The sequence below is a fragment of the Paenibacillus sp. D2_2 genome, assembly GCF_031199965.1.
In the GTDB taxonomy this organism is placed as follows: Bacteria; Bacillota; Bacilli; order Paenibacillales; family Paenibacillaceae; genus Fontibacillus.
Window position 1 is genome coordinate 5,716,275 of sequence record NZ_CP133605.1, and the last position, 23,012, is coordinate 5,739,286.

Sequence of the window (23,012 nt, forward strand, 5' to 3'; positions counted from 1 at the left end):
GCTCAATTGCATAAGGTATCTACAGATAGACAATCGCAGAATAAAGCCGGAACAATCGGAGCGCGCCGTAGATTGCGGTTATGGATGATATTCATGGCTGTTTTTATGATATGGTCGGGCCATACCTTTATTTCTCAATCCAGCGAGATTGGACAGAAATCTGAGCAGCTGTCGGAGCGTCAAGCTTCTAAGGTAGCGGCGGAACAGAATTTGAATCAATTGAATTATGAATTGAATCGTCTGAAGGATCCTGAATATATCGGTCAGATCGCAATGAAGAAGTATGGACTGTATAAACCTGGTGAAATTCCGGTTCGGGTATCCGATTCCGGCTCGGATAATGATTGAAATCTAAGGGCATCCGTCTGTTGACCTTGTTTCACTCATTCGGTATAATCAAATCACCGCAGTCATGATTTCGAGGCCTGGCTGTATATTTTTAAGGGAGGATCATTTTATTTTATGGCAATAGAAGTGGGCACCAAGTTAGAGGGTAAAGTGACAGGCATCACGCATTTCGGAGCATTTGTGGATCTGTCAGGAGGTGTCACGGGTCTCGTTCACATCTCGGAGATCGCCGACAATTACGTGAAGGACGTCAACGATCACTTGAAGATTGGCGATATGGTTACCGTGAAGGTAATTAATGTCGATAAGGACGGTAAGATCGGACTTTCCATTAAGCAAGCCGTTGATAAGCCGGTTGAGTCAAGCAGACCGCCTCGTGCACCAAGAAGCGATCGCCCAAGCGGCGGCAGAGACGGGGACAGACCAGGTGGCGGATTTAATCGGGATCGAGGGGGACGTTCTTTCTCAAATAAGACTACATTTGAAGATAAAATGTCGCGTTTCCTCAAGGATAGTGAAGAGCGAATTTCTTCGTTGAAGAAGAATACGGAAGGCAAACGCGGAGGACGCGGAGCTAAACGAATGTAATTTCTTAATATGAAACCCACCGTAGGCATAGATATGCCTACGGTTTTTTGTTGTTTGTACGACGGTAGCTTAGGAATTTGTTTTTTGAACTTGTACTTTGAATTTTTTCCAGCTTCTATTTTTGTCGTCTGTCCCGCTCAGGCGACAGGTTATTACGCAATAACACGATTTGTATCAGATCAATCAGTGCTGTAGTGCGTTAAAATGAGGATGCCAGGTACGAACATAAGCACGTATATGAGCTATGTAACCTTTGACTGGCCTAGGTTCGTGGTGTTTCGTAAATCCCTCTCAATTTGTCGGAAATTTCTTAGCTCCCTGCTCCGGTATCTGACAAACTTTCCAATACGCTCTACCTATAATGGGACATACCTAACAAATTGGATAAGGTGGTGCCAGTTGATGGAGAAGTGGAATGTCATTATGTTTCCCGGTTTGAAGAGGCTAAAAGGACATACCAAGGCAAAAGGCAGAAGAGCCTGGATGGATGTACCGCTCTTGGAGCGAGCCGCTCAGCGTTTTACGGTGAATAAATGGAATTTGCTCTTTCTGGTGATGGCATTCTTACTGGGGAGAGCTACTATTCTGGACGAGCTGTCCCCGTTTGCTATCGCCTTCTTCGCAGTGATGATGTTTATGCGACGTGATATCGCGATAACCGCGGGGGCACTAATGGTGATTGGAGCACTCCTATCTCCAGTTCAGCACGGGATATGGATCGCAGCAGAACTGCTTATATTCTACTTGATTCATAGAGGTCTAGAGAATTTTGAGCGAGCGGACATTTCTTATGCCCCTTTAGCTGTATTTACAAGTACCTTTCTTGTAGGTCTATTCCAGGCAGTCGTCGGCCCCTCCTTAAGCTGGTACGCAATGATGATGATGGTAGCTGATTCCATACTTAGCTTTGTACTGACTTTGGTCTTTATTCAATCCGTGCCGGTCTTCTCGCTTCGCAGGAAGGGGCGTCATCTTAGGAATGAGGAGATCCTCTGTCTGGTCATCTTATTGGCATCAGTGATGACCGGTGCCATTGGTTGGGAGATATATGGTCTATCTATCGAACATATTATGTCGAGATATTTGATTCTGTTATTCGCTCTGGTTGGAGGTGCTTCGCTCGGAGCATCAGTAGGTGTGATTACCGGGCTGATTCTCAGTCTGGCCAATATGACAGCACTCTATCAGATGAGTCTGTTAGCCTTTGCCGGCATGCTGGCTGGTATGTTACGGGAAGGACGTAAGTGGGCTGTCGCTTTGGGGATGCTGCTTGGCTCATCGATTCTATCAATATATTTGACGGGTCCTGCTGAGGTGATGTCCTCAACTTGGGAGAGTTGCATTGCGATCCTACTCTTCCTAGTAACCCCGAAGGGAGCGATAAGTGTCATTTCCAAGTATGTACCTGGTACGCAGGATCATCTCAATTCACAGCAGGAATATGCAAAACGGGTCAGGGAGATTACAGCCGGGCGGGTAGCCCAGTTTTCCCAAGTGTTCAAGCAACTGTCGCGCAGCTTTGGTCAGATGGCTAGTAGTGGCGAGATATCCAAGCAGAGCGAAGAGGTTGGCCATTTTATGAATGCGATTACCGAAGGAGCTTGCGGGAATTGCCTCCGTCGCAAAGCTTGTTGGGACAATAATTTCTATCAAACTTATAAATTAATGACAGAGATGATGACGTCTGTAGAAGATAATCCGGATCTCTCAAGACGTGATCTGCCTCCCAAATGGAATAAGTTGTGCGTCAAGATCGATCAAGTGCTCGATCTGATGAAGCAGGAGTATAGTCTATATCAGAATGATATGCAGTGGAAGCGGCAAATATACGACAGCAGACAACTTGTAGCTGAGCAACTCTCAGGGGTCTCGCAGGTCATGGAGGATCTAGCGAGAGAGATTCAGCGAGAAGGACAGGTAATGTATAAGCAGGAGGAGCAAATTCGAGATGCTCTCGACAAAATGGGGCTGTCCATTCATAGCATTGACATTATTAACTTGGATCATGGCAATGTGGAGATTGAAATTGTCCATGCGTATACCCGAGGATTCGATGAGTGCCGGAAAATTATAGCGCCGTTATTATCGGACATTGTGGACGAGCATATTTCGGTGGTTAGGGAGAATATGCCGATGGGCAGAGATGGACTAGCAACTGTAACTTTCGGTTCAGCCAAGGCCTTCGAGGTGACGACCGGAGTAGCTGGGGCTGCTAAAGGTGGAGATTTATTATCAGGCGATAGCTTTAGTGCTATGGAGCTCGGAAATGGGACCTATGCTGTAGCCATTAGCGACGGAATGGGCAATGGAGAGCGGGCTCGACTAGAGAGCAGCACGGCGCTGGAAATTCTCGAACAATTGCTGCAATCGGGGATGGATGAGAAGTTAGCGGTGAAATCGGTCAATTCGATTCTCATGCTTCGCTCTCCGGATGAGGTATATGCTACGGTTGATATGGCCCTGATCGATGAGTTCTCCGCACAGACGACTTTCCTGAAGATCGGTTCATCACCGAGCTTCATTAAGCGAGGGAACGAAGTTATTCCGATTACTGCCAGCAATTTACCGATTGGGATTATTCAAGATATTGAGATAGACCTTGTGACGGTTCAGTTGCTTCCAGGCGACACCCTGATCATGATGACGGACGGAGTGTATGATGCCCCAGGTTATGCAGTGAATAAGGAGCTGTGGATTAAGCGGATAATCTCAGAGATACACGGCGATGACCCACAGGAAATTGCTGACTGCCTACTAGAAACGGTGATTCGTTATCAGAAGAATACGATCCATGATGATATGACAGTAGTAGTAGCTAAAATTGATCATTTAGTGCCACAGTGGGCGACCCTGCATATCCCGGGAATATCACGGTTGGACCGACCGCGGACCGTAAGCTGAAAAATGGAAAGGGACAGACAGTGACTTTAGTAGTGGATTAAAAGACGACAAACTTCAAGAAATGTACACAACTCTGGAATAATTTATCATGGGAAAGTTTTGGAAATTGGAGTAAGATTATCATTGCGGTTTTGTCGAAATTTGTATGATGGATCCCTTAAATTTATTATATATTATTTTGGGCAAAGCTATCGAAAGGTAGTGACGCAAAGCTATAGGGACTAATTCTCCTGAAGGGGGATATGTCAGCCAGTTGCTATTTTAGGTAACCTATAGTGTTTGCTATGCGGTTATCTTTTTTTTTGCCCGAATTATAAGTGGATCCCCATCTTGAAGGGAGAATGTATAAAAACCGATTACCGAAAGGAATTATTAGTAATTCCAAGTCATCACATGGAACGAAAAGGAGACTGAGTATGAAGATTTTTGGCTTTTTTAACCGTTTAAGTATTGTCACAAAGAATATGTTGTTAACGAGTCTATCTATTTTGATGACTGGCGTTATTTTGATTACCGCTAGCTATTATATTCAAGGAGCTGTTTTGACCAATCAGTTGGAGGACAATTCGCAGAAAGTCATGGGTGCCTGGAAGGACAAGATCACTCCAGAAGAAGCCAAAGCAGCGATGACAGACACGGATCGTAATTCGGAGCTTCAGAAGAAACTGACGGAGGTGTTCGATGACTTGTCGGCGACCCATCCTGATGTTGCTCAAGGTTATATTTTCGGGCAAAGGTTGAGAATGACAGCACGCAGATGATCGCTTTCCCAACGGCAGTCCTTGATATGTTCGAGGGTGAGGGCTTGCATTTGGGCGATATGCTTGGACAGCCTGTTTATCATGTGAAGGGCGTCGAGGAAATGCTGAAGACGAAGCATATTACATTTACGAAGCCATATAAGGATGATTACGGTGTTTGGTTGACGGTGCTCTATCCCATTCAGGATAAGAATGGAGAAATATTCTCTTACATGGGCATGGATTTCGATGCCAGTCTAATTATGACCTGGTCAAACGGATTTGCTGAAATATACGGTCCTCTCACTTATTGCAATTCTGATCGTTATTTTGTCGTTCCAATATTTCACGACCCGGAGAACCTTCGCTCCTGTGAAGGGTCTTATGTCCGCACTGGATAAGCTCAGCCATGGCGACTTCAGCGTACAGTTGAAGACAGATGAGAGTGAGCTGGGTCAGGTTAATGCGAAGTTTAATGCAACAGTTCGAAATATGAATGAGCTAGTAGCGACGATCAAGACGGTCTCTACCCAATCAGCGGATCAATCGAAGATTCTATTCGAGACGCTGGAAACCAACCATCAAAGCTCCATGGCTATCAGCGATAATATTGAGGAAATTTCTGAGAAGGCTTCGCAGCAGAGTAAGTCGATCTCCGAGAGTGTTACTTCATTGGAAGAGATCAACTCAGGTGTAGGAACGATTGCCAACAGTACTTCAGCGCTGTCGGATGCATCGATGCAAATGAAGGACAACTCTGAAGTTGGCCGGGATAATATCAGTGGTGTTATTAAGCAGATGGACTCGATCCAGCAATCGGTGCAGCAATCAGTCGTGTCGATTGAACAGTTGCAGAGACGTTCTGGCAAATTGAGGAGATTGTACAGGTGATAACACAAATCGCTGAACAGACTCATCTGTTGTCATTGAATGCTAGTATCGAGGCAGCCAGAGCAGGTGAGGAAGGAAGAGGCTTTGCGGTTGTAGCCAACCAGGTGAAGAAGCTGGCTGAAGAATCCGCCAAATCGGCAGAGCAAATTGCTGATCTGGTTCACTATATCCAGAAGGAGACGACAACGGCCGTTGCCGCGATTAGCGAAGGAGAACGGAATGTTGCGGCTGGCATTCAGATCGTGCAAGAGACGGGAGAACTCTTCGCTACGATACTGGATGGGACGGATTCTGTGACCAGTCAAATTCAAGAGGTATCTGCGGCCACTGAGGAGATGGTGGCTGAGACGGAACAGATTACAGCGACGATTAAACAGATTGCTGAATATGCAGAGAGAAATGCGGTTGTTTCCGAGCGAATCAAAGAAGGTGCCATGGAGCAACGGGCTTCTTCCGACAATATTATGAATTCTGCCGAGCACTTGAATCAAATCTCCGGAAATTAGAGAAACTGGTAGAGGGATTGAAGCTGTAGTTTGTTCAGGGGAGACGAATTGAACAACTTGTAAATAGAGAGAGAGAATAGGAGCTGATCACTTGTGAGTACCCTACTGATGAATCAGAATGCCCGGGAATATTGGCTAAGAGAGCTTCAGCCGCCATTATCCGGATTTAATATCCATACCGACTACCCAGATTTGGCTGTGGTTGGTGATTTCAAGAGAATGGCCTATGAATTGAATATCAGTTCATTATCGATAAGACAGGTGGTCCCGGAAGTTGACGTTCAGACCTGGATGATCGCCTGTTACTATGCCTTTCTGTATCGAATGAGTGGTGAACAGGACCAAATCGTCGGAGTACAAGCCCCGGAAGGCAGCGTACTTCCATTACGTATTCATACTGAAGCTGATATGCCATTCAGCCAATTGCTATCGACTATAGCGGAGAGGCTTGTTCTATCCAATGAGGCCAGCTTGCCTATTCAGGAGATTGAAAAGCTGGTCTCGCAGTCTCCCGTGGTTCAGACCATTTATGGCCAAAATGTCGCTTATGAGGCAAGTCGTCTTAACTGGTATGTGCGGACAGAAGGGGAAAAGTGGATAGCTGAGATCACTTATCCGAGCCGTCTGTTCAAAGAGAGTACGGTTAACAAGTTCGCCAGACATTTTCAATGCATTGTTCAGGCGGTATTGGATTATCCTGAGATCGTTCTAGGTGACATTTCCATCATGACTGACGAGGATGTACTGGCTTATGAGCAGCTCAATGATACAACTAGAAATTGGGGAGTAGAGCTGACGATTACATCTATGCTCAGCAGGACTGTTAAGAGTTTCCCAGACCGGATAGCATTATCATCGGCAGAGTGGAAGTTGACCTATGCTGAGCTTGACCGGTTATCTAATCAGGTTGCCCATGCACTAATTGAGCAACGACTTTACAAAGGTGGATTTGTGGCCATCTACATGGAGCGAAGCATGGAAGCCGTCGTCAGTATGCTCGGTGTCCTCAAAGCAGGTGGACTTATATTCCGCTGGACCCAGAGCATCCGGATGATCGAAATCAGTATATTATCGAGGATACCAGCTCCCATATTGTCCTAACTAAGGAAACCTATCTATCTAAGTTGCAGCCGCTTGTAGCAGGTAATGTGAATGAGTTGAAGCTATTATGCTTCGACCTCGAGCGGTTTGCTTCTTATCCAGAGGAAGCCTGCCATATTTCCATCGATCAGGATAATATTGCATACACGATTTACACGTCAGGTACAACGGGAAGACCAAAGGGAGTTCTGATCCGGCATGCGGGTGTCGTGAACCTGTCATTGTCTACGGTTATGCAGCTTCAATTTTCAGAGCAGGACGTCATTTTGCAATATTCTACCTTCAGCTTTGATGCTTCTGTGTACGATATATTCAGTGCAATATGCTGCGGTGCTAAGCTTCACCTATTGTCCAATGAACAGCGTTATTCGGTCGACAGCTTCACCACAGCGATTGAAGATACGGGGGCGACGCGGATCGGGATTTTGCCGACCGTATTCTTCAATCAATTATCCGCGTATTTAACGGAGGAAGAGGCGATAAAGTATCAAGCGATACGCAGCTTTGTTATTGGTGGTGAAGCGCTCCCTGGGGAGTCCGTCCGTCAATTACAGAAGAAGCTGGGGCACCAGCCGTTCATCGTAAATGCGTATGGGCCAACTGAGATCACGGTGGCCGCGACAACGCATATGATCAAGGAACAGGTATCAGAAGACTTGACTACGGTCAGTATCGGCAAGCCACTCGCTAATTACGAGGTGCTGATCGTCAACGAGAATGACCAACTCTGCCCGGTGAATGTTATGGGTGAGCTGTTGATTCATTCCATCGGTCTGGCTAAAGGCTATTTAAACCTGCCTGATAAGACGGAGGAGGCTTTTATTATCGATCCAACAGACCCCTCCTCAGGCAAAAGATATTATCGATCTGGCGACTTGGTTCGCCTACTGAACGATGGCGGTATCGAGTACATGGGAAGAAAGGATCTCCAGGTGAAGATTCGGGGCTACCGGATTGAGATCGGAGAGATCGAGGAGAATCTGGCGAAGCATGAGAAGGTGAAGGATGTTGCTGTGATCGTCAAAGAGGATGATAACGGCGAGAAGGTGCTGATTGGCTTTTATACTTCCAAGTCCGGCGAGGTGATCGGTAAGCAGGAGCTTGCTTCCTTCCTGAAGACTAAGGTTCCCGCCTATATGGTTCCTGGTCAATTTATGATATTGGATTCGATGCCGTTGTCACCGACAGGCAAGATTGATCGTAAACGGCTAGGTACCTACGATATCCCTGTAGAGATCGATGAAGACCCTAACTATGTCGCGCCGGTCACTGAATTAGAGAAGGAAATCACAGCCGCCTGGGAGAAGTCACTTCATCGCAGCCGCGTGGGCTTATATGACAACTTCTTCGAGATCGGTGGACATTCTCTGAAAATATTGGAGACGCTGGTGTTGCTAAAACCGCGGTTCCCCAAATTGAAAATTAACGATTTCTTCGTATACTCGACAGTACATACTATGGCTGAGCGAGTGATTGAATTAATGGATGCCGCTGAAGAAGAGGATTCCTTCGCAGGTAGCGAGGAAATTCGCGATTTGGCAGAATTTCCACTTGTGTTTGGCAAGAATAGTAAGCCTTTCGTGTCCGCTCAGAATCATATTCTATTGACTGGGGCTACGGGGTATTTGGGTTCCTCTCTACTCTATCAATTGCTGCAAACTTCTGAGGCGGTCATATATTGCCTCATTCGTGCCAAAGAAGGGGAAGAACCATACCAACGTCTCGTCGATGTGATGAAGGGGTATCACGGAGCTGAAATTACGCGGAAGATGGAAAATCGGGTTGTCGCAGTCCGCGGGGATTTACAGCAGTCGAATCTTGGCCTTAGTCCTCAAGATTCAGCGCTGCTTAGCCAGCATTTGGATTCCATAATTCATTGTGGAGCTGAGGTGAAGCATTTCGGTTCAACCGACTATTTCACTAAAGTGAACGTTGAGAGTACGGACCGACTACTCGATTTGGCCCGCGGGAAGGATGTACGCTTCCATTATGTATCTACACTGGGGATTCCAGAGGATCTGGCCTTCCTCGGCTTATGGGAGTCGTTCACAGAAGGCAGTGGCTACGATGCAGTAGCAACCGAGAACGTATATACGAATAGTAAGCTCGAAGCGGAGAAGCTGGTGATTCGGGCATGTGAAGAAGAAGGAGTGGCTACTTCGGTATACCGGGTAGGCAATCTGTCTTGCTACTCGACTACGGGTATGTTCCAAAAGAACATTGATAATAACGCCTTCTATCGGATGCTGAAGGCGATGCTGTTGCTTGGTAAGGCGCCGAGAGTACATTGGCAGGTAGACTTCGCTCCAGTGGATTATGCGGGTGCGTCTATCTCTGCTCTGGCACTGCAGGAGAAGAGTGCGGTAGATTGTTCCACATCTGCAATCCGGTGCAAATCTCTTATGTAGATATGGTCGATCACTTGCGTGAGTATGGCTATTATGTTGAACTGCTAGAATGGCGTGATTATGAGGCTTGGCTACTGGATCCGAATCAACCGAAGAATCAGGCTGGCATGGAACTGGCGATGGCCCAATTGGAGGGAGACGGAGCGAAAAATTCCATCTACCGCTTCGCCTGCCCGCAGACGAATGAATTTTTAGCGGGTACGCCTGTTGTCTGCCATGCTCCGGACCGCGAGTTTTTCGAACGTATGATAGACTACGCGGTACGGATCGGATACTTTCCTAAGCCTTAGAAGCTATGATTCTATATTTTCAATGATAATCGAAGTACAGAAGCGGCAGCGTCGTCTCATTGGCGTGAGCCGCTTCTGCTATTTTTGCTCAAGGTATAGTTAGCATTTCAAGAATCCATTACCCAGCCGCTTCCATCCCTCGATTAGTTCAACTGATCTAGTTTGAATCCTATCAGTCCTGGAAATGCTAGAGAAGAGAGATTACAGGAATGATTAGGAGGCGAATTATAGCGATGAAACAAATTATGTTGATTACAGATGGTTGTTCCAATGTAGGGGAGAGTCCAGTGATGGCGGCGGCATTGGCTCGTCAGGAGGGGATTACCGTCAATGTGGTAGGTATTGTTGATTACGGAACGATCGGTGAGCTTGGCAGCATTGAGATTGAGGAGATCGCTAGAAGCGGCGGGGGGATGAGTCGGTTAACAGGGACGGAGAAGCTGGCGCAGACGATGCAGATGCTAACGCGTAAGACGGTCGTTCAGACGATTCAGCAGGCGGTGGGTAAGGAGCTGAAGCATATTTTAGGGGAGTCCTCGATCGAGGTGTTGCCGCCGGAGCAGCGCGCCGAAGTGGTAGAGGTGATCGATGAGCTTAGCGAGAATAGTCCCTTGCAGGTAGCCCTACTGATCGATGCCAGCGCCAGTATGAAGCCGAAGCTTGCTGCTGTTGAGGATGCGATCCGCGATATGATGCTTAGCTTAGGGGCGAGAAAGGGGAGTAGCCAGGTGGCTGTCTTTCATTTTCCCGGTGCTCACAGCGGTGAGGATGCAGTCTTGGATATAGGTTGGACCAGCAATCTTGGCTCAGCCCGGTCTATCTTCCAGCGTCTCATGATGAGGGGGCAACTCCGACCTGTCCGGCGATCCTGAAGGTGATTGAATTCTTCCGTTATGGTACACTGAATGGACATGGAGCTAGGAATGGTTCGGACGAGAAAGGTGAAGGAGAAGCGATGCTTGGTGACTACGTCGTCTAAATGGACCCTGCCGCCAGGAACGATTATTACTGGGCGCTGGAAGGGTGAACGCTACTTAATTCAGCGTCTGCTTGGACAAGGCGCCAACGGGGTCGTCTATTTGGTAAAGCAGGTGAAGAGCTCGAGACAGTATGCACTCAAAATGGGCTTCGACACGATCGATCTACAATCGGAAATCAACGTGCTTAAGGCGCTGCAGCGGAAGAAGCGGAAGAGTGGGTTAACAGGGCAAAGGGATCTCTCATATCTGGTAGAGGTAGATGATTACTCTCTAGAGGGCAAGGAGATTCCTTTCTATGTTATGCGCTATGTGAAGGGTGAGCCACTACGGCCATTCCTGGCACAGCAGGGCAGCAGATGGCTGAATGTGGCCGGATATTCGTTGCTGCAGCAGCTGGAAGGGCTACATCGTCTAGGGTTCACGTTTGGGGACTTGAAGCCGGAGAATGTTCTTGTCTCGCCCTATGGCGAGGTAGAGCTCATCGACTACGGGGGCGTTAGCGAGAACGGTCGGAGTGTGCGGCAATTTACAGAATGGTATGATCGTGGCTACTGGGGGGCGGGAGGAAGGACGGCGGAGCCTTCCTATGATCTATTCTCATTCGCGGTCGTATGTATTCATTTGCTGGCTGAGGCTCCGCTGAAGGAGGTCGCCTCCGGCTTGCCGCAGACCCGAAGTAAGGGCGATTTGCTTGCGATCGTGCAGGGTGAGGCATCCCTGCAGCCTTATCGTAAATGGCTCGAGCGGGCGCTGGAGGGGAAGTTCCGCAGCACAGCGGAGGCTCGTCAATTGTGGAGGGAACAGGTACAGAAGCAAGTTCTGCAGCGTAAGTCCAAATCATCGACACCAGCGTGGATGATGGGGGCTTTTACGCTATCTTTGCTTTTACTTTTCTGCGCCTTGTTGTTCACTTTCTGGAAATAGACTTATAATGGAGAGATGACGATTGGAGGGGGAGGGCGCATGAACAGTAGAATTATGCACCGATTAGTTGAGCAAGTGCGCCAGATCGGCAACGAGGAAAGGCTGTGGTCTCCGGGAGACTGCATTATCGTGGCTGTATCGGGAGGCCCTGACTCTGTTGCGCTTCTACATATATTACATCATTTGGCGGCTGAGCCTAATCTCAAGCTGCGTCTTGTCTGTGCCCATGTGAACCATGGGTTCCGCGGAGCGGAGTCGGATGAGGAGGCGGAATTCGTACGCAGGATGGCCAGCGAACTTGGTATCCCGTTCGAGCTTGGTGTCTACGATATTCCTGCCTATATGAAGGAATCGGGACACGGATCTCAGCTGGCAGCCCGCGAGAAAAGGTATGAGTTCTTGCACAGCGTCGCAAAGAAATATGGGGCGGCTGCGATAGCTCTGGCCCATCATGCCGACGATCAGGCGGAGACAGTACTGATGCGAATTTTGCGTGGGAGTGGATCTTCTGGCCTTGCCGGCATGAGATTAAAACGGCTCGAAAAAAATGTGGAACTTATCCGTCCGTTGCTTCGTATATACAAGAATGATCTAATTCATATGTGCGAGAAGACAGGCATACCGTATGTTACAGACAGCACGAATTTATTGCCTAAGTACGCAAGAAATGCAATTCGTCTGGATGTGCTGCCCTTTTGGGCAGTATAATAGCGGACTTGCAGAATCTTTAAATCGTCTGGCCGAAGTAGTCGGTACAGAAGACGATTTTATACAGCAGAAGGCGGAACAGGTATATCAGGAGCTGGTCTTTGACGAAGGCGGAATTTTTTCATTTAAGATTGAGCCTTTTGTCGCCTTACATGCCGCTTTACAACGGAGGTTGATTAAACTAATATTAAATTATCTGCCTTTGGGCACAGAAGACAATGATTTTACCAAGATTGAAGCGATTCGCAAGGGTGCAATTCAGGAGCTGCCTACGACGTGGAGTCTTGATCTTGGCGGTGGACTGCGCTGTATGCGTGAATATGATACGATCCGGTTTATGCCTGATGGGGGAAATTCAGGTTTGTCCTATACATATCCCGTAGAGGATTTTCCGGCTGAAATATCTGTTCCAGGTACGGAGCATTGTTTGCGTTTCACCCGGTATAGGGCTAATATGGGCTCTGTATCCCTAGATGAATTGTGGGACGAGGAAGCGGTATTCGATGCGGATAGGCTCCTTTATCCGCTTACTGTGCGTTCCCGGCTGCCAGGAGACTTTATGAAGGTCATAGGATTAAATGGAAGCAAAAAAGTAAAGGATATTTTCATCGACGCGAAAATACCTCCTTCTTCTCGCTCCCAAATTCCTATGGTGACGGATGCAGAGGGCCAAATTATATGGATTCCCGGTCTTCGTCGCTCCGCAATTGCTACGGTAAGCCAGCATACGACTTCCGTTTTGCGAATAGTTTTGGATACGAGAGGGTTTAACTGAAGCAGGAACTGCAAATCTAAGGCATTCATAGTTTAACGTAGGGGGTTTACTTACATTGCATAACGACATTCAAGAGGTTCTGTTCACCCAGGAACAGATCGAAGCAAAAGTTGCAGAAATGGGTAAAAAATTAAGTGAAGAATATGAGGGACGCAATCCGCTGGTCATCTGTATTCTTAAAGGTGCTTTTATATTCATGGCGGATTTGGTTAAGCAAATTACAGTGCCTTTAGAGATGGACTTTATGGCTGTCTCAAGTTACGGGACGTCTACCCGTTCTTCAGGTGAAGTGAAGATTATTAAGGATCTAGATTCTTCCGTTGAAGGACGTGATATCCTAATTGTGGAAGATATTATCGACAGCGGGTTGACCCTAAGCTATCTGGTGGATGTGCTCCAGCGTCGCAATGTGAATTCTATAAAGCTCGTTACATTGTTTGATAAGCCAGTCCGTCGGACCGTTGATTTGAAGGCTGATATATCCGGGTTTATTCTACCGGATGCCTTCGTAGTCGGATATGGACTGGATTATGCTGAAAAATACCGTAACCTTCCTTACATTGGGGTGCTTAAGCCGGAGGTTTACTCTAGCTAATATCAGCCGTTACCTACGGTTTGATGGACTCCTGGCCTGTTTTTTGAAAAGGCGTATGCGGCTATGGTAAAATATTTTAAGGTTCTGAGAGGAGGTAGGGGATGAATCGGTTCATCCGGAATTCTGGTTTTTATTTGATACTTTTCTTAGTCGTGGTGGGCATCGCTCAATTTCTTATTGGCGGACAAGAGGAAACCGTCACCCCTAGTTATACAGAGTTGCGCCAGCAATTGAAGGCGAACAATGTTGAGGAATTAACCGGTAAATTTGACGGTTATGCCTATCTGGTAACCGGTGAGTATAAAGAAAAAGTCGGTGACAGCAGGACGAAGAAGTTCTCGGCTTATATTCCATTTGACGAGAACGTGCTCAAGGAGATTACAGATCTCAGTGAGCAGAATAACTTTAAAGTAACCTGGAAGAAAATGCAGGAACAGAGCATCTGGCTTACTTTCCTGACTTCGATTGTTCCACTGGCAATTATGTTCATTCTGTTCTTCTTCCTGTTTAATCAGGCGCAGGGCGGCGGAGGCAAAGTGATGAACTTTGGTAAGAGCCGAGCCCGTCTCTATAACGAGGAGAAGAAGAAGGTTACCTTCGAGGATGTAGCTGGGGCAGATGAAGAGAAGCAAGAGCTCGTTGAAGTTGTTGACTTCTTGAAGGATCCGCGTAAGTTCTCGGCAGTTGGTGCACGAATTCCGAAGGGCGTCCTGCTTGTAGGCCCTCCGGGTACAGGTAAAACCCTGCTCGCTCGTGCCGTAGCTGGCGAAGCAGGCGTTCCATTCTTCAGCATCTCGGGTTCTGACTTCGTTGAAATGTTCGTCGGTGTCGGTGCTTCCCGGGTGCGGGACTTGTTCGAGAATGCGAAGAAGAATGCTCCATGTATAATCTTTATTGACGAGATTGATGCGGTGGGTCGTCAGCGTGGCGCCGGCCTTGGTGGCGGACATGATGAACGTGAACAGACACTCAACCAATTGCTCGTTGAGATGGATGGTTTTGGTGGTAATGAAGGTATTATTATCATTGCAGCAACGAACCGTAATGATATTCTAGACCCTGCTTTGCTCCGTCCGGGACGTTTTGACCGTCAAATCACAGTTGACCGTCCGGATGTTAAAGGCCGTGAAGCAGTACTTAAAGTACATGCCCGCAACAAACCGCTCACGAAGGATGTCCGTCTGGATGTCATCGCGAAGCGGACGACTGGATTTACTGGTGCAGATTTAGAGAACCTACTGAACGAAGCTGCATTGCTTGCAGCGCGCCGTAATCGTAAGGATATTTCCATGATCGAGGTTGATGAGGCTATCGACCGCGTCATTGTTGGTACAGAGAAACGCAGCCGTGTAATCAGCGATCGTGAGAAGCGCATTGTCGCTTTCCATGAAGCGGGTCATACGATTGTCGGATATTTCTTGGCAAATGCCGATATGGTTCACAAGGTAACGATTATTCCACGCGGACGCGCTGGTGGTTATGTCATCATGCTGCCGAAGGAAGATCGTATGCTAGTGACGAAGCAAGAATTGCTCGAGAAGGTAACTGGCCTTCTGGGTGGCCGTGTATCCGAGGAATTGTTCATCGGTGAGATCGGTACTGGAGCTTATAGTGACTTCCAACAAGCGACTGGCATTGTTCGCAGCATGATCGTCGAGTACGGAATGAGCGAGAAGCTAGGCCCTATGCAATTCGGAACCTCGCAAGGGCAAGTATTCCTTGGCCGTGACTTCGGGCATGAGCAGAACTATAGCGATCGTATTGCTTATGAAATCGACCAAGAGATGCAGCGCTTCATTAACGAGTGCTATGAGCAGTGTAGACAAATCCTGACTGAGCATTCCAAGGAAGTTCATCTTATCGCTGAGACGTTGCTTGAAGTGGAGACACTGGAATATGATCAAATTGATCAATTGATCAAGCACGGTAGATTGCTGGAGAATGGCGAAGTTATCGACGGTAATAGTGAGGGCTCCTCGGAATCTGGAGAGCCGATCATTGATTCTGTTGGTGATGTGAAGGTGCGTATTCAAGGCAAAGCCGATGATACGAATCCTATCATCCCTAGAGGGGACATTCCGAACGATGTGCCAAGTGGTACAGCGAATGACTTCACACAGGATCCAGTCGTGGATAAGCCGCAGGGAACTGTAGGCGATGCTCCGATTACTCCGGAAGATGGCGACAATAACGGATCCAATAACGGTGGCGGCACGCCAACCGTATAAGCGAATCGATACGTTCCCGAGACTGGGGACAGAACAGCCGGGGGGCCAGAGATGGCCTTCCGGTTTTTTTATGTGCATAATTAGAGCTATATAAGAGGTTGTTTAAAAAGTCCCCCTTTGATCACGAAGTAGTACGGGTAGCTTAATCGACATCGAATCTTGAATTCAGCGGGGCCTAAGCAAATGCTTACGAAGTCATGTTTCCTACGGAAACATCTTAGGTGCTCACGTACCCACTACGTACGCTCCGCTCCTCAGACCCTAGCTTCATCCAACCTTCACGGTGCTGAAAGTTTGACTTTTTAAATACGCACTATAAGTTGAACTAATGGGTTCAGAACAGGTGAATAATGCCAGCCGGGTTGATTGACAGTGAAACTTACCTTGTGTAAATTAATTGTTAACACCGTGTGACTTGGCACGCACCTGTGCATGCTGTTAGAGGACACGACATGGAATGTATAGTTGTTAAGTGGTCATAGAGAGAAGCCGCGGCATAGAATCGTGAGCGCATGATGGGGAGGAAGGATCAAGTGGAGGCTCAGGCACTGGAGCGGAAGGCGGAGATGAACCGCGAACTGCGGGAGAAGCTCGTACAGCTCAAGAAGGAACGCAACGCAATTATTTTAGCGCATTATTATCAACGTGATGAAATTCAGGAGGTTGCCGATTTCCGTGGCGACTCATTTTTGCTTGCCCAGAAGGCGGCTTCAACTGATGCAGAGACGATCGTCTTCTGTGGAGTTCATTTTATGGGAGAGAGCGCGAAGATTTTGGCACCGAACAAGACGGTACTTATACCGGACGAACGGGCAGGATGTCCGATGGCCGATATGGTGAATGTCGATGGCCTTCGCAAGCTAAAAGCGCAGCATCCTAATGCCAAAGTAGTCACCTATATTAATTCTTCCGCTGAGGTTAAGGCAGAGACGGATATATGCTGCACATCCGCAAATGCAGTCAAGGTGATCAATTCGGTAGATGCCGATGAGATTATCTGGGTTCCGGATAAGAACCTGGGTCATTACGTCCAGCAGCACACGGACAAGAAAATGATCATCTGGGAAGGCTACTGTAACACACATGATATGCTAACTGTAAAAGATGTGGTTGAGATGAAGGCGAAGCATCCGAATGCTGAGTTTGTCGTTCATCCTGAGTGTCGTCCGGAGGTCGTCGCTATGGGCGATTTTGTCGGCAGTACGACAGCGATCATTGATTATTGTAAGAAATCGAACACACAGGAATTTATCGTAGGAACGGAAGATGGAACTGGGTATCAGCTTAGAATGGATAGTCCTGATAAGACATTCCATTTTGCATCCAAATTCCTCGTGTGCCCTAATATGAAGGTTAATAACTTGAAGAAACTCGTGAAATGTCTCGAGACGATGCAGCCGCAGATTTATGTTCCGCCTGCTGTCGCCGACAAGGCCAGAATTTCTCTAGAGCGCATGTTACAAGTTTAGTAGCATGCGCTACTCTCATCTCAAGACAGGTGACTATCGTGATTCCACAATATTTGGTCGATTTTGATCTCGGGCAATTGCCTGTGATCGACACAGACATCATTGTAATCGGCTCGGGTATCGCTGGGCTGTTCACAGCTATTAAGGCAAGTGAAGATCGGCACGTAACGATGATTACGAAGAAGGCACTTATGGAGAGCAATACAAGGTATGCGCAAGGCGGTATAGCCGCCGTCATGTCCGACGATGATTCTGCAGAATCTCATAGAGAAGATACTCTGATGGCAGGTGCAGGGTTGTGCTCCTTAGAATCCGTAAATAATCTGGTTCATGAAGGGCCTGCAGGCGTAGAGGAATTAATACGTCTTGGTACGGCCTTTGATGTGGAGAATGGAGAGATTGCCCTGACCAGGGAGGGAGCGCATAGCCATCGTCGTATCCTCCATGCTAATGGAGATGCTACAGGTTATGAGATCGTTCGGGCGTTATCTGAGCAGGTGACTTCCCATGATCGTATCGATGTATGGACCGATCATTATGTCATCGACTTGATTACCGAGGATAATGAGTGTTTGGGGGCACTGGTACAGCGGCCGGATGGACAGCGTGTATTCTTACGCGGGCAAGCCACGATTCTCTGCACCGGGGGCGCTGGTCAATTGTATCGCTATACGACGAATCCGGAGATAGCTACCGGAGATGGCATGGCGATCGCTTATCGAGCTGGAGCCTATCTGCGTGATCTGGAATTCATTCAATTTCACCCTACCTCGCTATGCTACCCGGGGGCGCCGCGGTTTCTGATCTCGGAGGCGGTGCGTGGAGAAGGGGCTGTGCTTCGTAATATTAAAGGCGAACGATTTATGGAGAAATATCATGAATTGCTGGAGCTGGCGCCCCGGGACATCGTAGCCAGGGCGATCGTAAGCGAGATGGAGGCTACCCATTCTACTCATGTGTATCTGGATATTTCCCATGAATCGCCTGAGTTGATCAAGCGTCGGTTCCCGACCATATATGAGACATGTCTCGGTTATGGGCTGGATATGACGACGGACTGGATTCCGGTCGCCCCGGCTGCGCATTATATGATGGGGGGCGTTCGTACCGGTCATCATGGGGAGACCAACGTTGAGCGGCTATTCGCCTGCGGTGAAGTCTCATCTACAGGTGTGCATGGAGCCAATCGTTTGGCCAGCAATTCGCTATCTGAAGCGATTGTATATGGGCGCCGTATTATCGAATGTATTCGTCAATTAGAACCACTTCGGAAGACTGGCTTAAATATCGCCTATTCCAGGGAGCGCACAGAGCCGGTGGCACACCCAATGGTGGAACACAGGTTGAAGATGCAGAAGAATATGGTTCGCCAGGTAGGTGTGCGCCGGACGCGTGAGGGCCTGCTTAAGGGATTAGAGGAGCTGCAACGGCTGCAGGCTATTTACACGACAGAACTGCATACAAGTGAGCAGATGGAGTTCGCGAATATGCTAACTTGTTCGCTATTGCTGACAGAATCAGCGTTAGCCAGGGAAGAGAGTCGCGGTGGGCATTATCGTGAAGATTTCCCAGTGCGGAACGATGAGCGTTGGCTAAGGCATATTTTGCGGCACCGAGAACAAGGGATGCTGGAGGATATTAGTGATGATGATTAATGGATATAATGAAGGGCTTATTGAGTCGATTCGTATATGGCTGCGCGAAGATGTGGGCTCGGGCGATGTTACTACGAGTGTAACGGTGCCGTCCGGCCATGAATCCAAAGGAATTATTCACGCCAAGGAGGCAGGTATAGTAGCTGGTATGCCTGTCGTGCAATTGGTGTTCGAGGTTGTGGATCCCACGCTGAAATTTACTCCATTCGTTCAGGATGGGGAAGCGATAGCGAAAGGGACCGTTTTAGCAGAGGTTGAGGGAAGCACACATAGTATTCTGACGGGTGAACGGCTTGCGTTGAACCTCTTGCAGCGTCTATCAGGTATCGCGACGCGTACGCGGTCGTTTGTTGACGCTCTGGAAGGTTTGTCTGTACGCCTTGTTGATACGCGCAAGACGACTCCTGGTCATCGCATGCTGGAGAAATATGCTGTTCGTATGGGTGGCGGAGCGAATCATCGCTTCGGATTATATGATGCGGTGATGATCAAGGATAATCATATCAAGGGTGCGGGCGGAATCGCAGAAGCAGTTAGCCGTGCCCGGGCGAATATTCCGCATACAATGAAGATCGAAGTGGAGACAGAGAGTCTTGAGCAAGTGAAGGAGGCTCTGACCGCCAAGGCGGACATTATTATGCTAGATAATATGGCGCCAGAGTTGATGAAGGAGGCGGTAGCTCTGATCAAGTCTAAGGCACCGCATGTAACGGTTGAGGCATCCGGAAATGTCTCGCTTCAGACAATCCATGGTATTGCCGAGAGCGGCGTTGATGTGATCTCTGTAGGACGGTTGACATATTCGTTTGAAAGTCTGGATATCAGTTTGGATCTGGGCGAGAAGAAAGTGAGGTAAAATCGATGTTCCTTGTGGTGGATGTCGGCAATACAAATATCGTCCTTGGTATTTATAAGGAGCGGGAGCTGCTGCATCACTTCCGGATTGGTACGAATCGGCAGTCTACAGTTGATGAATATGGGGTGCTGATTAATAACCTGTTCCAAATGTCTAATATAGATATTAAGCTGATCGAGGGTGTCATTATCTCTTCGGTAGTTCCTCCTCTGATGCATGTGCTGGAGGATCTCTGTGTGAAGTATTTACGGAGGAAGCCTCTGGTTGTTGGACCGGGAATTAGAACAGGTCTCAATCTAAGATACGAGAATCCGCGTGAAGTAGGTGCTGACCGGATTGTGAATGCTGTTGCAGCGATCGAGAAGTTTGGCGGCCCGCTCGTTGTCGTCGATTTCGGCACAGCGACGACCTTCGACTGCGTGGATGCTGCGGGAAATTATCTTGGTGGCGCGATAGTACCCGGTATCGGGATATCGACTGAGGCACTGTATCAAAGAGCCTCTAAATTGCCACGGATTGAGCTCGAGAAACCGAAGAAGGTTATTGGGCGTAACACGATCCATGCGATGCAGGCCGGTATCATATTTGGATATGCCGGACAGGTTGATGGTATCGTGGAGAGGATCGGCCGTGAGATGGATGGAGATATCAAGGTAATCGCCACCGGCGGCCTTGCTGAGCTAATTGCCAGCGAATCCAAATCTATTCAGGAAGTAGATCCACTCTTGACCCTAGAGGGCCTACGTATTATTTATGAGCGCAACCAATAAACAACTTTTACATTATAGGATAAGTTGAACTGAATCGACTTATATAGACAAGGGAGGATACTCGGGTGGAGAATACTGCAAATACAACAACACAAGATCGTCTTATTCGCGGGATCGCACTGAATGGGAAGGTTCGCGCCTTCGCTGTGCGTACAACCGAGCTCGTCGAAGAACTTCGTCGCAGACATGATACTTTCCCTACGACGACGGCTGCATTAGGCAGAACAGTTACAGCGGCAGCTATGATGGGCGCTATGTTGAAGGGTGAAGAGAAATTAACGGTGCAAGTGAAGGGTGATGGTCCTGTCGGGCAGATTATTGCCGATGCTAACGCTAAAGGTGAGGTGCGTGGTACAGTTAAGAACCCTCATGTTCAGACGCCGAGCAAGAGACCAGGCAAGATGGATGTGGCCGCTGCTGTGGGCACCTCAGGATACATTTATGTAACCAAGGATTTAGGGCTGAAGGAGCCGTACAGCGGCAGCTCGCCTATTGTTTCGGGTGAGATCGCTGAAGACTTCACTTATTATTTTGCGGTATCGGAACAAACTCCGTCAGCGGTAGGTCTGGGGTTCTAGTGAATGAGGATAACTCGGTCATCGTGGCCGGAGGGTTCATCATTCAGCTGATGCCTGGGCTTAGTGATGAAGAGATCAGTGCCATTGAGCAATCCATCGGAGCATTTCCGCCAGTGACCACGCTACTTGAGCAGAGTATGGAACTTGATGAGATGCTGCGTAGGATCGTTCCTGATGTGAAAATACTGGACGAGATGGATATTGTATTCGCTTGTCATTGTTCGCGGGAGCGGGTTGAACGTACTCTGATTAGCTTAGGTAGAAAAGAGCTGGAGGAGATCCGCGATTCTGGACATGAAGAAGAAGAGGTTATTTGTGACTTCTGCAATGAGGTGTACAAGTTCAGTCGCGAAGATATCAGTCATTTAATCTCACAGCTTGATGAACAGGAATAACAGAGTAGGCTGCAGTGACGTTTAGATAGCTTTGAACCTAAGAATGAGATGCTTTGCCCTTGGAATTAAGAATGATCCGAATGGGGCAAAGTATTTTTTGTGTCCTTTCTTGACAACTCCTACCTTGGGTTGTTAAGATAATATTAGTAAAACCGACTTGATTACTCGGAAATAAATGAAAGCAGGAGAACTTAACCATTTTCTTCGAAAGTCTTTCATTTTACATCATGATTATATGTAAAAGTTAAAAGAACAGCATGTCGTAATACGGCTGTTACTTCGATGAATTACCTTATGCTTTATATCCAAAGGAGGGCTTTGTATGGCAAAGATCGTTAATAATGTAACAGAGTTGATCGGTGGTACACCTCTAGTACGCTTGAATCGGATTGTTCCTGAGGATAGCGCGGAAATCTATGTGAAGCTGGAATACCAAAATCCAGGCTCCAGTGTTAAGGATCGGATCGCAATTAGCATCGTTGAGGAAGCTGAGAAGTCTGGCAAATTGAAACCGGGCGGAACGATTGTTGAAGCCACTAGTGGTAATACGGGAATCGGTCTTGCATTGGTTGCTGCAGCCAAAGGATACAAGGCGGTTATCATTATGCCTGAGACGATGAGTATTGAACGTCGCAACCTGCTGCGTGCATATGGGGCAGAGCTTGTGTTGACTCCAGGATCGGAAGGAATGAACGGAGCTGTTAAGAAGGCGGAAGAAATTCTGGCTGCAAATCCGGATTATTTCTTGGCAGATCAATTTAGAAACCAAGCTAACGTGAAAATTCACCGTGAGACGACGGGTCCTGAAATTGTTGAGGCTATTGAGTCGCTTGACGGTAAATTGGATGCTTTCGTAGCTGGGATCGGAACTGGCGGTACAATTAGTGGTGCAGGTGAAGTTCTTAAGAAGCACTTCCCTGACGTGAAGATCTATGCGGTAGAGCCTGCAGCGTCTCCAATTCTGTCAGGTGGCAAACCAGGTCCTCATAAGATCCAAGGCCTCGGAGCTAACTTCATCCCTGAGATTTTGAATCGTGATATCTATGATGAAATTATCCATGTTGAGAATGACGAAGCCTTCGATCAAGCGCGTCATGTCGCTAGAGAAGAAGGGATTCTAGGCGGTATTTCTTCCGGTGCGGCTGTATTTGCTGCTCTTAAGGTAGCTAAGGAACTCGGCAAAGGCAAACGGGTAGTAGCGGTGATTCCAAGTAATGGCGAACGCTATCTGAGCACACCGCTATACAATTTCGAGGCTTAATATTACGCGAGTCAGATCATACACCATCCCCCGGGTAGTTCGGTT

The 23,012-nt window shown here is 47.8% G+C and carries 17 protein-coding genes, 4 pseudogenes and 1 riboswitch; all 21 genes and pseudogenes read left to right on the forward strand.

Annotated features, from left to right (window positions below):
* Positions 1 to 6 precede the first annotated feature (6 nt).
* The 21 genes and pseudogenes from RE628_RS29220 to cysK all read left to right on the forward strand — a co-directional run bounded on the left by RE628_RS29220 (position 7) and on the right by cysK (position 22,967).
* Positions 7 to 348 carry an FtsB family cell division protein gene (locus tag RE628_RS29220; protein WP_309156835.1) on the forward strand — a complete coding sequence of 114 codons (342 nt, stop codon included), beginning with the start codon at positions 7 to 9 and terminating at the stop codon, positions 346 to 348.
* A gap of 114 nt (positions 349 to 462) precedes the next feature.
* A complete protein-coding gene (locus RE628_RS29225) occupies positions 463 to 936 on the forward strand; it encodes a S1 domain-containing RNA-binding protein (protein WP_309156836.1) in 474 nt (157 codons plus the stop codon).
* A gap of 399 nt (positions 937 to 1,335) precedes the next feature.
* The gene (gene spoIIE / locus RE628_RS29230; protein WP_309156837.1) at positions 1,336 to 3,837 is read left to right on the forward strand and encodes a stage II sporulation protein E; all 2,502 of its coding nucleotides are present in this window, start codon (positions 1,336 to 1,338) and stop codon (positions 3,835 to 3,837) included.
* A 171-nt stretch (positions 3,838 to 4,008) separates the two neighbouring features.
* Positions 4,009 to 4,098: riboswitch (cyclic di-GMP riboswitch) on the forward strand.
* Positions 4,099 to 4,253: 155 nt separating this feature from the next.
* Complete coding sequence (locus RE628_RS29235) at positions 4,254 to 4,598, forward strand: hypothetical protein (RefSeq protein WP_309156838.1); 345 nt, start codon at positions 4,254 to 4,256, stop codon at positions 4,596 to 4,598.
* Positions 4,595 to 4,978 (forward strand): hypothetical protein, encoded by a 384-nt coding sequence (locus RE628_RS29240; RefSeq protein ID WP_309156839.1) that lies wholly within the window; start codon positions 4,595 to 4,597, stop codon positions 4,976 to 4,978. Before RE628_RS29235 ends, RE628_RS29240 begins: the two co-directional genes overlap by 4 nt.
* Complete coding sequence (locus tag RE628_RS29245) at positions 4,962 to 5,468, forward strand: methyl-accepting chemotaxis protein (RefSeq protein ID WP_309156840.1); 507 nt, start codon at positions 4,962 to 4,964, stop codon at positions 5,466 to 5,468. Before RE628_RS29240 ends, RE628_RS29245 begins: the two co-directional genes overlap by 17 nt.
* The gene (locus RE628_RS29250; protein WP_309156841.1) at positions 5,465 to 5,974 is read left to right on the forward strand and encodes a methyl-accepting chemotaxis protein; all 510 of its coding nucleotides are present in this window, start codon (positions 5,465 to 5,467) and stop codon (positions 5,972 to 5,974) included. The genes RE628_RS29245 and RE628_RS29250 overlap by 4 nt, the downstream gene beginning before the upstream one ends.
* An 807-nt stretch (positions 5,975 to 6,781) precedes the next feature.
* Positions 6,782 to 8,208: pseudogene (locus RE628_RS29255) on the forward strand (amino acid adenylation domain-containing protein); the annotation flags it as partial.
* Between the two features lie 36 nt (positions 8,209 to 8,244).
* Positions 8,245 to 9,483: an SDR family oxidoreductase gene (locus tag RE628_RS29260; RefSeq protein WP_375143147.1), complete on the forward strand. Its 1,239-nt coding sequence runs from the start codon at positions 8,245 to 8,247 to the stop codon at positions 9,481 to 9,483.
* Complete coding sequence (locus RE628_RS29265) at positions 9,465 to 9,773, forward strand: hypothetical protein (RefSeq protein ID WP_309156842.1); 309 nt, start codon at positions 9,465 to 9,467, stop codon at positions 9,771 to 9,773. The genes RE628_RS29260 and RE628_RS29265 overlap by 19 nt, the downstream gene beginning before the upstream one ends.
* 233 nt (positions 9,774 to 10,006) lie before the next feature.
* A pseudogene (locus RE628_RS29270) lies at positions 10,007 to 10,752 on the forward strand (hypothetical protein).
* Positions 10,736 to 11,677, forward strand: a complete 942-nt coding sequence (locus RE628_RS29275) for a serine/threonine protein kinase (protein ID WP_309159610.1) — start codon at positions 10,736 to 10,738, stop codon at positions 11,675 to 11,677. Before RE628_RS29270 ends, RE628_RS29275 begins: the two are co-directional and overlap by 17 nt.
* 39 nt (positions 11,678 to 11,716) lie before the next feature.
* A pseudogene (gene tilS / locus RE628_RS29280) lies at positions 11,717 to 13,160 on the forward strand (tRNA lysidine(34) synthetase TilS).
* A 55-nt stretch (positions 13,161 to 13,215) separates the two neighbouring features.
* Positions 13,216 to 13,755, forward strand: a complete 540-nt coding sequence (gene hpt, locus RE628_RS29285; RefSeq protein ID WP_309156843.1) for a hypoxanthine phosphoribosyltransferase — start codon at positions 13,216 to 13,218, stop codon at positions 13,753 to 13,755.
* A 101-nt stretch (positions 13,756 to 13,856) separates the two neighbouring features.
* Positions 13,857 to 15,983 (forward strand): ATP-dependent zinc metalloprotease FtsH, encoded by a 2,127-nt coding sequence (ftsH, locus tag RE628_RS29290; RefSeq protein WP_309156844.1) that lies wholly within the window; start codon positions 13,857 to 13,859, stop codon positions 15,981 to 15,983.
* A gap of 533 nt (positions 15,984 to 16,516) precedes the next feature.
* Entirely contained in the window at positions 16,517 to 17,452 is a 936-nt protein-coding gene (gene nadA / locus RE628_RS29295) for a quinolinate synthase NadA (protein ID WP_309156845.1), read from the forward strand.
* A gap of 38 nt (positions 17,453 to 17,490) precedes the next feature.
* Positions 17,491 to 19,107 carry an L-aspartate oxidase gene (nadB, locus tag RE628_RS29300; RefSeq protein WP_309156846.1) on the forward strand — a complete coding sequence of 539 codons (1,617 nt, stop codon included), beginning with the start codon at positions 17,491 to 17,493 and terminating at the stop codon, positions 19,105 to 19,107.
* A complete protein-coding gene (gene nadC, locus RE628_RS29305; RefSeq protein ID WP_309156847.1) occupies positions 19,097 to 19,963 on the forward strand; it encodes a carboxylating nicotinate-nucleotide diphosphorylase in 867 nt (288 codons plus the stop codon). The genes nadB and nadC overlap by 11 nt, the downstream gene beginning before the upstream one ends.
* A 5-nt stretch (positions 19,964 to 19,968) precedes the next feature.
* A complete protein-coding gene (locus RE628_RS29310; protein WP_309156848.1) occupies positions 19,969 to 20,733 on the forward strand; it encodes a type III pantothenate kinase in 765 nt (254 codons plus the stop codon).
* Positions 20,734 to 20,798: 65 nt separating this feature from the next.
* A pseudogene (gene hslO, locus RE628_RS29315) lies at positions 20,799 to 21,706 on the forward strand (Hsp33 family molecular chaperone HslO).
* Between the two features lie 322 nt (positions 21,707 to 22,028).
* Positions 22,029 to 22,967 carry a cysteine synthase A gene (gene cysK, locus RE628_RS29320; RefSeq protein WP_309156849.1) on the forward strand — a complete coding sequence of 313 codons (939 nt, stop codon included), beginning with the start codon at positions 22,029 to 22,031 and terminating at the stop codon, positions 22,965 to 22,967.
* Positions 22,968 to 23,012 lie beyond the last annotated feature (45 nt).

Coding starts and splice junctions, on each gene's coding strand:
- RE628_RS29235 (WP_309156838.1), top strand. CDS start 4,254: ATGAAGATTTTTGGCTTTTTTAACCGTTTAAGTATTGTCACAAAGAAT.
- RE628_RS29245 (WP_309156840.1), top strand. CDS start 4,962: ATGTCCGCACTGGATAAGCTCAGCCATGGCGACTTCAGCGTACAGTTG.
- RE628_RS29240 (WP_309156839.1), top strand. CDS start 4,595: ATGATCGCTTTCCCAACGGCAGTCCTTGATATGTTCGAGGGTGAGGGC.
- cysK (WP_309156849.1), top strand. CDS start 22,029: ATGGCAAAGATCGTTAATAATGTAACAGAGTTGATCGGTGGTACACCT.
- ftsH (WP_309156844.1), top strand. CDS start 13,857: ATGAATCGGTTCATCCGGAATTCTGGTTTTTATTTGATACTTTTCTTA.
- nadC (WP_309156847.1), top strand. CDS start 19,097: ATGATGATTAATGGATATAATGAAGGGCTTATTGAGTCGATTCGTATA.
- RE628_RS29310 (WP_309156848.1), top strand. CDS start 19,969: ATGTTCCTTGTGGTGGATGTCGGCAATACAAATATCGTCCTTGGTATT.
- RE628_RS29260 (WP_375143147.1), top strand. CDS start 8,245: ATGCCGTTGTCACCGACAGGCAAGATTGATCGTAAACGGCTAGGTACC.
- RE628_RS29225 (WP_309156836.1), top strand. CDS start 463: ATGGCAATAGAAGTGGGCACCAAGTTAGAGGGTAAAGTGACAGGCATC.